This is a genomic window from Nocardia sp. NPDC060220 (assembly GCF_042727815.1).
Taxonomy (GTDB): domain Bacteria; phylum Actinomycetota; class Actinomycetes; order Mycobacteriales; family Mycobacteriaceae; genus Nocardia.
The window spans coordinates 1-11491 of sequence record NZ_JBHWZY010000125.1 but is presented as its reverse complement, the minus strand read 5'-3'; the positions used below and the strand labels follow the sequence as shown (position 1 = coordinate 11491).

The following is an 11491-nucleotide window of genomic DNA, read 5'->3' as shown; positions in this document are numbered from 1 at the left end:
GTTCCCGCGATCACCGCGCCCATCACCGCGATCGCGGCTCCCGCGAGGCCGATCAGAATCTTCAGCGGAACCAGCGCCGACCTGGCGGCCAGCGTGCGGACGAGCCATCGGTAGTCGACAGGATCGTGCCACCAGTCCCGCAGCGTCTTGCCGTTGTTCATCGACTCACCCTTGGTCTCGACCGCATCGCCTATCTGTTGGTTGCGCGTGTGAGAATTCCAGAAAACCCACCCGCTGATCGGCAGTAGTCTAGGTCGGAGCGTCGCGGAATCCCGCCGGTTCGGTCCCGCCGCCGGGTTGCCCGCGGCGGTGGTGCCATCACGATCGGCGTCGGCTCATCGATGAAGAGCGCCAGGTCTGCGGAGTCGAGACGGTCGGCCCGGGAGTAGGTCAGTCGACCAGCGGCGATACCGTGGTGGAGTGAAACGGTCACCGGAAACGGACTCCTCGGTCCGGATCATCGACGTCGTGATGGAGATGTTGATGTCGGATGGGTACGACGATCTGCAGCTCAAGGAGGTCGCGCGTCGGGCCCAGGTTTCGCTCGCGACGGTATACAAGAAGTTCGCCACCCGTGACGAGTTGATGGTCGCCGCTGTCACTCGGTGGATGGCGATCAACAGCTATGCCGAACTGGAGTTGCCTGTTCCGGGTGAATCGCTGCGCGACGGGTTGGTCCGCGTCATCCGGCACGTCTTCGAGCCGTGGGAACGCAATCCCAGAATGCTCGAGGCCTACCATCGCGCGCGCAGCGGCATCGGTGGTAGGCAATTGGACGCACAGGGTGTGAGCGCCGTGTTGCCGGTCGCCGCGATGTTGTTCGATGGCTACGATCGCGACTATGTCGAGGACGTCGGACTGATCGTCACCAATTTGATCTACGCGTTGACCGGTCGATTCGTCGACAAGGATCTCGATGTGACCGAGATCCTGCCCATGCTCGAGCGTGCGATCGACCGATTGACCAGTGGCAGCGTGGCCGAAGCGGCGCGCGTTCGGGTGGCCGAGGGCGAGGAGGGCTCGTCGCCGCTCGTGTATCCCTCGTTGGCTGGTCCTTACGGGCCCGCCCGCTAGGCACGGACGGATCCCGCCGGCCGACGGCTCGAACAACCCGAATGACCTGCGGTAAGGCGAATTTCAGGGCTGTACGTCAAGGGCAAATCAATGTGACGTAGATCACTAGTTACTTAGATGAGACTGCTGTCACATGCTGAGTAACCGGATTACCGTGTGGTCGGCAGGGGCTCCGAGCGATCGAAATCCGGGCGTGGGGCGCACCTGTCGAGATCTTCAGATTCGAAGTTTGGATGGGAAGCACATGGCCGCACAATTCGTTGATTCCGCCCACTGGAGAGCCCACGCCCGCCGGCATCCGCTGCGATATCGCCTGGCCATCGTCGCGCCGAATGCCGTGGAAGTTGTTCGCTACGCGGGAGGTTGGCTCTTCGATCGAACAACCGCCGGGTGGGAAGTGACCGTGCTCGTCGACGACCACTCCGACGTGCGCCCGTTGCAGATCCTCGGTGCCACTGTGCTCGATATCGAACAGTCGCTGGCGGCCCCGAAACACGACACCTGGCCGCATGCGGTGGCTGTACCCACCCAGATGGTCGCGGACTGTCGTGTGCGCGATGGCATTCTGGACTGTCTCGACCACCGTTCGGCCGAGCTGTCGCTGTGGGGCGATGCCCTTCCGGCCGAACTGGCGGATCGAGTGAAGATCACCCACCATCGCGTCAGCCGGGCCGCGCGCGCGTTCAAAGCCTGCGCCTTGGCTACGGCGGGATTCCCCGCCGAAGAAGTCGGCCCCACCGAGATGTTCCGTGTCAGCGCGTCACGGACCACTGCTGGATTGGTCTCCGCGAGTTGACCATGGCAACGGCCGATCGTGAGATAGCCGAGTGGGCGCGCGGCTATCTGCGCCGACACCCGATTGCCGCCTTGGAAACGGTCGGTGGCCAATTCGTCCTCGGCATGCGCGCTGTGCGCTTTCTCGCCATCGACACGGTCACCGGTCGATTCGCGTTCCAGGAGTTCGTCAGACAGGCCGCGTTCATGGCGTCGTCGGCGGCCTTGCCGACGATCTTTGTCGCCCTGCCGATCGGAGTGACGCTGTCCATCCAGTTCGGGTTGCTGGCCGGGCAGGTCGGGGCGACCTCGCTCGCCGGTGCGGCGAGCGGGCTCGCGGTGATCCGGCAGGGGGCGCCGATGGTCGCGGCGCTGCTGATGGCTTCGGCGGTCGGCTCGGCGATCTGCGCGGATCTCGGGTCGCGCAAGATCCGCGACGAACTGGACGCCATGGAGATCATGGGTGTCTCGGTGATCCGCCGCCTGGTCGTCCCCCGGCTGGCGGCCGGGGTACTGATCGGGGTGTCGCTGACGGGAATCGTCTGCTTCGTCGGCTTTCTCGCGGGCTACTTGTTCAATGTCTTCGTTCAGGGCGGGGCGCCGGGAAGTTTCGTCGCGACGTTCTCGTCCTTCGCGACCGTGGACGATCTGGTGCTGACCATGATCAAAGCTGTTGTCTACGGGGCGATCGTCGCCGTGGTCGCCTGCGAGAAAGGGCTGACCACCAAGGGCGGTCCGGCGGGCGTGGCGAATTCGGTCAACTCGACAGTGGTTTCCTCGATCCTGCTGCTGATGATCGTGAACGTCGCCTTCACCCAGCTGTACATGATCTTGCTGCCACGGCAGGGGCTGTAATGGCCGCGCAGTACTACCCGCCGGGGGTGCGGCCGGTGCACCGGGCCGCGGTCCGGCTGGCCGCGGGGGCGATGCGGGTCGGCCATATGGGGACGTTCCTGATCCGGGCCCTGTTCTCGATTCCGGTGATGCTGCGGCACTACCGCAAGGAATTTCTGCGCATCCTGTCCGACATCACCTGGGGAAATGGTTCGATCGTCGTCGGCGGCGGCACCGCGGGCGTGATCATCGTGCTCGGCGCGGCGGGCGGTGCGATCGTGGGTCTGGAGGGCTACAACGCACTGCACCTGCTGGGCATGGAGCCCACCGTCGGGTTGATCGCCTCGACCGCCTCGACCAGGGAATTGGCGCCCATCATGGCCTCGCTGGCTTTCGCCGCCCAGGCTGGGTGCCGGTTCACCGCGCAACTCGGTGCGATGGGGATCGCCGAGGAGATCGAGGCGATGGAGGCGATGGCCATTCGCGCGGTTCCGTATCTGGTCAGTACCAGGATCCTCGCGTCGGTGGTCGCGATGTTCCCGCTGTATCTGGTCTGTCTGGCGGCCAACTACCTGGCGGTGGAAATAGTGGTCGGTCTGTCCGGCGGTCTATCGGCGGGCACCTATCAGCACTACTTCCAGCTGGTGCTCAACGGCCCCGACATCGTGTACTCGCTGATCAAGGCGATTCTGTTCGTGATCCTCACCTCGACGATCCAGTGCTACTACGGCTTCTACGCCGCGGGCGGCCCCCAGGGCGTCGGCACGGCCGCGGGCCGGGCGATGCGCGCGTCCATCTCGGTGATGATCGTGGTCAATCTGCTGCTGACCGTGGGTCTTTGGGGCATCGGTTCCAGCGCTCGGCTGGGAGGGTAGATGCCGGCGACTCCGTTTGAGAAGGATGGGCGAGGTCCCGGCGCATTCTCGCTGGTGCTGCGTGGCGTGGTGTTGATCGTGCTGACCGTAGCCATGGTCACGGCACTGTTGATGAAGTCGACGGGCCGCTTCGACGACAAGGTCGAAGTGATCGCCATGCTGGATCAGCTCGGCGATGGTCTGCCCGCCCGATCCGACGTGAAGTTTCGTGGTCTGCTGATCGGCGCGGTGTCCACGGTGGCGCTCGCCGACAACGGCGGTCCGAATCGGGTGACATTGCTGCTCGACCCGGCGTACGCCGGGAAAGTGCCGCGCACGGTGACCGCGCGGGTGGTGCCGAGCAATGTCTTCGCCGTGTCCTCGGTCCAGTTGGTGGACAACGGGCCCGGCCCCGGGCTGACCGCCGATACCGAGATCGCCCAGGACCGCGGCCTCGCGACCGTCCAGCTGCAGACCGCGTTGACCAAGTTGCGCGAGATCATCGCGAGTACGGGGCGGGTCGGGTCCGACACCACAGTCGGAATGCTCGCCGCGGTGGCCGCGGCCACGGATCGGCGGGGTGACGACATCGTGCGCGCCGGTGGGCAACTCGACCGGATCACCAGGGAATTCGATGCGCTACTCGCGCCGGATGGTGGGCCCTCGACCCTGGGCGCGATGGCCGAGGCGGTGCACGGACTCAACGCGGCGGCCCCGGACCTGCTCGATGCCCTGCACTCGGCGGTGCTTCCGCTGCGCACGGTCGCCGAACGCGAGGGTGAACTGATGAACCTGCTGTCCGCGGGCAACAACACCCTGTCCAAGGTGGGCGGCGGGCTGGCTCGACATACCGAGCAGATCGTCACAGTGACGAATGATCTGATGCCGGTCCTCGATGTATTGGGCGAGGGAGCCGGCAGTTTCGCACCGATCGTGGTCCGGATCAAAACGATCTCGGATCTGTGGTTCGCCGAGTTCTGGAACTCCGACACCCAGATGGGTACCGGCAAATTCCAGTTCCGGTTGAGCCCGCACACCGCCTACACCCGTGCGGACTGTCCCCGATACGGCCAGTTGGCCGCGCCGAGTTGCTCCACCGCACCGGACTCGATCCCCCAGCAGGAGTTGTCACCCAGTATGAATCCGCGGTCGTATTCGGTACCCCAGCTGGCGCCGGAACTGCAGGACCTGATCCGCCGGATTCTGGGCGGAGAGGCCAACGCCGCGGAATCGGTACTGGCGCAACTGCTCTCCGACAGTCCGCTCCCAGTGGGTGGCGGCCGATGAGTTTTCGTCGATCACTGATCGGGCTGAGCCTGTTCCTGGTCGTGTCCCTTGGACTGATCTGGGTCACCTTCGTGACGCTGCACCGCGGGGTGGACGGCTCGGCGAGAACGTACTCCGCGATCTTCAGCGATGTCACGGGCCTGCGCGCCGGCGACGATGTGCGGATGGCCGGGGTACGGGTGGGTCGCGTCGACGGGATCGCGCTGGTCGGCAATCGCGCCGAGGTGCGGTTCCGGGTCGAGGAACAACAGAAGGTGTTCGGGAACACGAAAGCCTCGATCACCTATCAGAATGTCATCGGCCAGCGCTATCTCGGCCTTTCCCTGGCCGACTTCGGGCAACCGCAGGAGGTGGCGCCCGGTGGCACGATCCCGCTCGAGCACACCGAACCCTCATTCGATATCTCGGTGCTGCTCAACGGGTTCGAGCCCCTGTTCGGTGGGCTGGATCCGCAGCAGGTCGACAATGTGACCGGAGCGCTGATCACCGCGCTCCAGGGCGACAACACCTCGCTGGTGCTGCTGATCGCGCAGGTTTCCACCCTGGCCGAGTCCGTTGCCGGTCCGGATCAGGTGCTCGGGGCGGTGATCACGAACCTGAGCCAGGTGGTGGGAGACCTGGCCGCGCACAGCGGCTCGGTGAGCACCCTGCTCACACAGTCGCGCTCGATCATCGACGGGCTCTCGCGTCACCGTGACGAGCTGATGGGGTCGTTGACGACCGTCGCGTCGGTGACCGGGCGCCTGGCCACCGTCGTCGAGGATGTGCGGCCACAGCTGAACGAATTCCTCACGCGCGAACCAGGCTTCACCAAGCACTTCGAGCAGAACAAGGACAGTTTCGCCTACCTGGGCTTCAACCTGCCCGCGCTGCTGAAGGGGCTCGCCAGGGCGAGCCAGGAGGGGTCCTACCTCAACACCTACCTGTGCAACATGGGCGTGACGTTCCTGCCCGCGCTGGCCACCCTGGTACCGACCATCGTCGCTCTGGCCTCGCCGACCGGCGCCATCCAACAATCACCGATCTGCAGGTGAGGCAATGACATCGAAACAGCCTTCGAAAGCCGTGCTGGGGCTGATCGCGCTCGGACTGTTGCTCGCCATCGTCGCCGGGGCGGTGGGTTTCAACTCCCTCGGCGTCGGACAGCAGCGCTACGACGTCGAGTTCGCGCAGGCCGCCGGTCTGCGCGTGGGGGACGGGGTCACCGTCGCCGGTGTTCCGGTCGGCACGGTCGCGGGTCAGCGGCTGGCCGGTGACCGGGTGCTGGTCACCCTGAGCGTCGATCGATCGGCCGCCCTCGGCGCCGACACCCGCGCCGCCATCAAACTGACCACCCTGCTCGGCGCCCGCTACATCGAACTGACCCCGGCGGGCGACGGCGAGATCGCCGATCACCGAATCGGTCTGTCGCGCACCGCCGTTCCCTACGATCTGCAGCAAGCACTCGACAACGCCACCGCGACATTCGAACAGATCGACTCCGGACGTATCGCCACCTCGCTCGACGCGCTGGCCAACCAACTCGACGGCGTGCCGACGGTATTGCCCGGGCTGCTGGGGAATCTGCGCTCGCTGGCCGCACTGCTGGGCAGCCGTCGCAACGAACTCGGCGCGCTCCTGACCGGCGTGCAACAGCTGACCACGGTGGTCAACGGTCAGCAGGGCGACCTCGCGGCCATCGTGGGCCAGGGCCGCGACCTGGTCACCGAGATTCTCGCGCGGCGCGGTGCGCTCCAGACCCTGATGGACTCGACGCGGCGGCTGGCGGATCAGGTCAGGGTGTTGGTCGTCGAGGATCGGCCCAAGATCGACGAACTGCTGCGCGGTTTCGACGGATTGCTCGGCAGCCTCGCCCGCCACGACGACCTGTTGCGCAACATCCTGCAGATCTTGCCCGTCCCCATCCGCAATTTCGCGAACGCGTCGGGCACCGCCAACGAGGTCGACTTCACCGCGCCCGCGGGGCCGCTGATCGATTCCTGGATGTGTGCGCTGAGCGGGCGTGCCGACCAGGTCGCGCTGGCCCCCTACTTCCAGGACTGCAAATGACACGACTCGCCACGCTGGTCAGGATCGTGCTGGTGCTCGGACTCGGCGCGCTCGCGGGGTGCACGGGCAGCCCGGACGACACGGATTCGGCCATCACTGTGACAGCCCGATTCGACAACGGCGCCGGACTCTACGTCGGCAACGCCGTGGCCGTGCTCGGGATGCCGGTCGGTGAGGTCACCGCCATTACCCCGCGCGGTTCCCATGTCGAGGTCACCATGCGGGTCGAGGGCGCGGTGGACATCCCGGCGGACGCGACCGCGGTGACCGTCTCGACCTCGGTACTGACCGATCGCCACGTCGAGTTCACACCCGCCTACCGCGGCGGCGCCACCCTGGCCGACGGAGCGCAGCTGGGCCTCGACCGCACCCGCACCCCCATCGACTTCGACCGCTTGCTCGGCGCCGCCGACGGGATGGCCGCGCAGTTGGCCGGCGCGACTCCCGATACCGGTCCGATCGCGCGCCTGCTCGATACGTCCGCGCGGATCGCCTCGGGCAGCGGTCCGGAACTTCGGGCCACGATGAACGAACTGTCCGGTGCCCTGCGGCTCGGCGAGGACGGGGGAGCCCAGACCCAGAAGGCGATCACCGATATCGTCGAGCACCTGGCTGTCCTGATTCGCGCCGCGGCCGACAACGACCAGACGATCCGCGAATTCGGCAGTGCGACAGGACAATTGGGTGATGTCTTGGCCGATCTCCAGATCGGCGCGGGGGATACCGGCGCGCAGATCGTGCAGATCATGCAGCAGACCGACGACCTGCTGTCCCAGAACAGTGCGAGCCTGCGCTCCACGGTGACCAACGCGGGCACCGTCACCCACGCGCTCGCGGACTACCGCGAGGAGGTCGCCGAGTTCATCGACGTGACACCGCTGTTGCTGAACAACGCATACCACGCCATCGACGTCGACTACCGCGGCGTCCGGGTGCACGCGCTGCTGGACAAGGTCTTCTTCGACGGCCAACTGGTGAAGGAGGTGTGCAACGTGCTGGGGCTACGCCAACTCGGTTGCAGCACAGGAACATTGCAGGATTTCGGGCCGGACTTCGGCATCACCGACATGCTAGAGGCGATGTCGAGGTTGCCGCGATGAGACAGCGATATCGGTCCGCGTCGACCCTGCTGCTGGCCGGGGTGGTGCTGGCCACCGTGCCCGGCTGCGCGGTGGGTCTGGGTGATCTGCCGTTGCCCGCGCCGGGCGTCGGCGACGGCGGCTATACGATCCACGCCGGCTTCGCCAATGCGCTGAACCTGCCCGAGCAGGCGAAGGTGCGGGTGCTCGGTGCCGACGTGGGCGAGGTCGCGCGGATGTCGGCACGCGACTACACCGCCGTGGTCACGATGCGCATTCAGCCGGGGGTGGCTCTGCCGGTGGGCACCCGGGCCGAATTGCGTACCGCCACACCACTCGGTGATGTCTTCGTGGCGCTCACTCCGCCCGACGCCGCCGCTCCCGGCGGGCCGGTGCTGCGCGACGGCGACACCATCGCGCTGTCGTCCACCCAGGCCGCGGCCACCATCGAGGAGCTGCTCACCACCGCGTCGCTGCTGGTCAACGGTGGGGTGATCCGGAACCTGACCAATATCGTCAACGGTCTCGGACACGCTGTCGGCGACCGAGGCGCGAATCTCGCCGCGCTGCTGGACAGATCGACCAGAGTGGTGCAGGCACTGGCCGCGCGATCGGCCGATATCCGCACCGCACTCGTCGAAGTCGACCAGCTCACCCGGCAATTGCAGGAGCAGCGTCGCCCGCTCGGTGAGTTGGCCGACGTCGCGGGACCGGCGCTCACGGCCGCCACCGACAGTTCCCAGCAGGCGTTGACGCTGATCCGGCAGGTCGATCAGATCAGTCGGGAACTGGCGAAGTTCCCCGTCATCGACGGGTCCGCCGCGGGCATGGTCGCCGACGTCAACCGGCTCTCCGCGGGGCTCAACGCGGCCTCGACCGATCCCAATGCGAGTCTCGCGGCGATGAATTCGATTCTCGGACCGATCATCAAGATCACCAACGGCACCTCGGCGCACGTGAACGCCGATCTGCAGGACGTGACGATCGGTGCGGTGCCCGATCCGGCGCATCCCGGTGATCCGGGCAGCCGGATACCGGACGCGAGCGACTGGCAGGCGCTCGTCGGCACCCTGACCTACACCCTGCTCAAACTGCAGCAGCGCGTGACGGGAGCGGGGCGATGACAGGTGCGCAGCGATTTCGGCTCGTGCTCGGCGTGCCCGCGCGCGTCGTGGTCGGCGCGGCCGTGCTCGGCAGCCGGTTCCGGTCCATCCTGTCCAGCGGCGCGCTGGTGCTGACCCTGATCGTCGGCATCGCGTATCTGCTGTTCGGCGCCCTCGGCGTCGACCCCACGGCGGCCACCATGACTGTCCGGGTGCACCTCGCACAGTCCGGTGGGCTGTTGACCGGGCAGAATGTCACCTTGCGCGGTGTCCCGATCGGTGAGGTCACCGCGATCGAGTTGACCTCGACCGGGTTGGTGGCCACCGCGGCGATCGACGCGCAGGCCCGGGTGCCCGTCGGTGGCGCGGTTCGGGTCGCGAGCCTGTCGCTGGCGGGCGAGCAGTATCTCGACTTCCGCCCGGTCGACGACGACGGCCCCTACCTGACCGACGGCGCCGAGATCGAGGTGGAGCGGACTTCGACGCCGGTGCCGCTGTGGCAGACCCTCGCGCAGCTGGATACCACGCTCGCACAGGTGGATCCGGCGCGGCTGGCGGCGATCGTCAAGGAACTCGGGGTGAGCGAGCAGGGCCCGCGCAAGCTCTCCGACATCATCGACGGTGGCATCTTTCTCGTCTCCACCTTGGATTCGGTGCTGCCCCAAACGGTCGGGCTGCTGCGCGACAGTCGGACGGTGCTGAGCACCGCGGCCGCCGCCTCGCCGGGACTGGGTGAATTCGCCGGTGACGCGGCACGAGTGATGTCGGGCGTGGAGGCGAAGTCGGGCGGATTCGTCGATCTGCTCGGCGCGGCGCCGGGCACGCTCGGTGCGCTGGACGCGGTGCTGGACCAGAACTCGCCCGGCGTGGTCGACCTGCTCGGCAACCTCGCCACGGTGTCCGACATGGCGAACTCGCGAGTGCCTGCCCTGCGGGAGTTCTTCTTCCCGACCGAGCGGGCTGGCTCGACGCTGGGCAACCTCACCGCGGCATTCCACGACGGTGGCCTCTGGGGGCTGGTGAATCTGTACCCCCGCTACTCCTGCGATTACAACCTGCCGCGACATTCGCCGTCGCAGCCGGACTTCCCCGAGCCCTACCTCTACACCTATTGCCCGAACGAGGACCCGTCGGTCCTCATTCGCGGTGCGCGCAACGCACCGCGCCCGCCGGGTTCGCGTGTCCCCGGTCCGCCGCCGCCGGGACAGGCGACCGCGACGCAGGCGATCCCGACTCCGCTCGGACCATGGACACTTCCGCTCACCTTCGCCGGGCCGGATCTGTCGACACCGGTACCTCGGTGACCGGCTTCCGGACTCGCACCGCACACCACCACGCTAGGAATTGCTATGAACGACACAGACACCAAGACCGAGACCGAATTGCTCGAACCGGCGGTAGTGAAGTCATCGGCGGATTCGGACCCGGCGCCGACAGAAGAGCCGAAACAGGCAGGCCCGACGAAGCTACAGCTGATGCGAGCGATCGCGCGCCGGATCGCCGCGCCGGTCACCGTGGTGGCCGCCGTGGCAGCGCTGGCGGCGGCGGGCTTCCTCGGCTGGAAACTCGACGAGAAGTCCGACACCGACGCCGCCGCCGAAGCCGGGCTCGCGGCGGCGCGGGCCTACGCCGTCACCTTGACCAGCGTGGACTCCAACCACCTCGATCGTGATTTCGCGGCGGTGCTGGACGGATCGACCGGCGAGTTCAAGGACATGTACACCCGGTCGAGCGGGCAGCTGCGCCAGCTGTTGCTCGAGAACAAGGCGACCGGCACCGGCACGGTGCTCGATGCCGCGGTGAAATCGAAATCCGAGACCAAGGTCGAAGTGCTGTTGTTCATCGATCAGACGGTCACCAATATCGCCGCCGCCGATCCGCGCGTCGACCACAGCCGGGTCCAGATGACGATGGAACTCGTCAACGGACGCTGGCTGGCCAGCCGGGTCTACCTGCCCTAATCCTCTACCCGCTCGACCGCGCGGAGTTCCGTGCTGCCTGGCGGGAATGAGGTTCTCAAAAATGAATATGGTTGTTACCATCGAAGTGCGCGTCTTTGTCGCGGCTTCCCGATCACCTGGAGTTCTCCGTGACCGATTTCGATACAGTGAACTACTTCACCGACCCGGATCTGATTCCTGATCCCCATCCCTATTTCGATCATCTGCGGTCGAAGTGCCCGGTGACCCAGGAGCCGCACTTCGGTGTGTACGCCGTCACCGGATATGAGGAATCGGCTGAGGTACTGAAGGATTCGTCGATCTTCTCCTCGGCTGTCGCCGTCGGCGGACCCTTCCCGCCACTGCCGTTCACGCCGGTCGGCGACGATATCAGCGACCTCATCGACCAGCATCGGACCGAGTTGCCGATGTTCGAGCACATGGTGACGATGGACCCGCCGCAGCACACCTTCGCGCGGTCGGTGTTGAATCTGTCT

At 66.5% G+C, this 11491-nt stretch carries 11 protein-coding genes and 1 pseudogene; all 12 read left to right on the top strand.

What is annotated here, in order from left to right; translation table 11 throughout:
- Positions 1-420 precede the first annotated feature (420 nt).
- The gene (locus ACFWF3_RS09230) at positions 421-1074 is read left to right on the top strand and encodes a TetR family transcriptional regulator (RefSeq protein ID WP_378990286.1); all 654 of its coding nucleotides are present in this window, start codon (positions 421-423) and stop codon (positions 1072-1074) included.
- 301 nt (positions 1075-1375) lie between these two features.
- On the top strand, positions 1376-1870 hold the full coding sequence (locus ACFWF3_RS09225) for a hypothetical protein (protein WP_378990427.1): 495 nt from the start codon (positions 1376-1378) through the stop codon (positions 1868-1870).
- A 2-nt stretch (positions 1871-1872) separates the two neighbouring features.
- Positions 1873-2703: an MlaE family ABC transporter permease gene (locus ACFWF3_RS09220; RefSeq protein WP_378990285.1), complete on the top strand. Its 831-nt coding sequence runs from the start codon at positions 1873-1875 to the stop codon at positions 2701-2703.
- Positions 2703-3557: an ABC transporter permease gene (locus ACFWF3_RS09215; RefSeq protein WP_378990283.1), complete on the top strand. Its 855-nt coding sequence runs from the start codon at positions 2703-2705 to the stop codon at positions 3555-3557. Before ACFWF3_RS09220 ends, ACFWF3_RS09215 begins: the two co-directional genes overlap by 1 nt.
- Positions 3558-4823 carry an MlaD family protein gene (locus ACFWF3_RS09210; protein WP_379313191.1) on the top strand — a complete coding sequence of 422 codons (1266 nt, stop codon included), beginning with the start codon at positions 3558-3560 and terminating at the stop codon, positions 4821-4823.
- On the top strand, positions 4820-5857 hold the full coding sequence (locus tag ACFWF3_RS09205) for an MlaD family protein (RefSeq protein ID WP_379313190.1): 1038 nt from the start codon (positions 4820-4822) through the stop codon (positions 5855-5857). Before ACFWF3_RS09210 ends, ACFWF3_RS09205 begins: the two co-directional genes overlap by 4 nt.
- A gap of 4 nt (positions 5858-5861) precedes the next feature.
- Positions 5862-6872 carry an MCE family protein gene (locus tag ACFWF3_RS09200; protein ID WP_379313189.1) on the top strand — a complete coding sequence of 337 codons (1011 nt, stop codon included), beginning with the start codon at positions 5862-5864 and terminating at the stop codon, positions 6870-6872.
- Positions 6869-7972, top strand: coding sequence for an MCE family protein (locus tag ACFWF3_RS09195; RefSeq protein WP_379313188.1), 1104 nt, complete (start codon positions 6869-6871; stop codon positions 7970-7972). The genes ACFWF3_RS09200 and ACFWF3_RS09195 overlap by 4 nt, the downstream gene beginning before the upstream one ends.
- Positions 7969-9075: an MlaD family protein gene (locus ACFWF3_RS09190; RefSeq protein ID WP_379313186.1), complete on the top strand. Its 1107-nt coding sequence runs from the start codon at positions 7969-7971 to the stop codon at positions 9073-9075. The genes ACFWF3_RS09195 and ACFWF3_RS09190 overlap by 4 nt, the downstream gene beginning before the upstream one ends.
- A complete protein-coding gene (locus ACFWF3_RS09185; RefSeq protein ID WP_379313185.1) occupies positions 9072-10358 on the top strand; it encodes an MlaD family protein in 1287 nt (428 codons plus the stop codon). Before ACFWF3_RS09190 ends, ACFWF3_RS09185 begins: the two co-directional genes overlap by 4 nt.
- A gap of 45 nt (positions 10359-10403) precedes the next feature.
- The gene (locus ACFWF3_RS09180) at positions 10404-11015 is read left to right on the top strand and encodes a hypothetical protein (RefSeq protein WP_379313184.1); all 612 of its coding nucleotides are present in this window, start codon (positions 10404-10406) and stop codon (positions 11013-11015) included.
- Between the two features lie 128 nt (positions 11016-11143).
- Positions 11144-11491: pseudogene (locus ACFWF3_RS09175) on the top strand (cytochrome P450); the annotation flags it as partial.

Excerpts from the sequence above, each read along its gene's own strand:
- ACFWF3_RS09220 (WP_378990285.1), top strand. The coding sequence starts at position 1,873 with ATGGCAACGGCCGATCGTGAGATAGCCGAGTGGGCGCGCGGCTATCTG.
- ACFWF3_RS09215 (WP_378990283.1), top strand. The coding sequence starts at position 2,703 with ATGGCCGCGCAGTACTACCCGCCGGGGGTGCGGCCGGTGCACCGGGCC.
- ACFWF3_RS09210 (WP_379313191.1), top strand. The coding sequence starts at position 3,558 with ATGCCGGCGACTCCGTTTGAGAAGGATGGGCGAGGTCCCGGCGCATTC.
- ACFWF3_RS09205 (WP_379313190.1), top strand. The coding sequence starts at position 4,820 with ATGAGTTTTCGTCGATCACTGATCGGGCTGAGCCTGTTCCTGGTCGTG.
- ACFWF3_RS09200 (WP_379313189.1), top strand. The coding sequence starts at position 5,862 with ATGACATCGAAACAGCCTTCGAAAGCCGTGCTGGGGCTGATCGCGCTC.
- ACFWF3_RS09195 (WP_379313188.1), top strand. The coding sequence starts at position 6,869 with ATGACACGACTCGCCACGCTGGTCAGGATCGTGCTGGTGCTCGGACTC.
- ACFWF3_RS09190 (WP_379313186.1), top strand. The coding sequence starts at position 7,969 with ATGAGACAGCGATATCGGTCCGCGTCGACCCTGCTGCTGGCCGGGGTG.
- ACFWF3_RS09185 (WP_379313185.1), top strand. The coding sequence starts at position 9,072 with ATGACAGGTGCGCAGCGATTTCGGCTCGTGCTCGGCGTGCCCGCGCGC.
- ACFWF3_RS09180 (WP_379313184.1), top strand. The coding sequence starts at position 10,404 with ATGAACGACACAGACACCAAGACCGAGACCGAATTGCTCGAACCGGCG.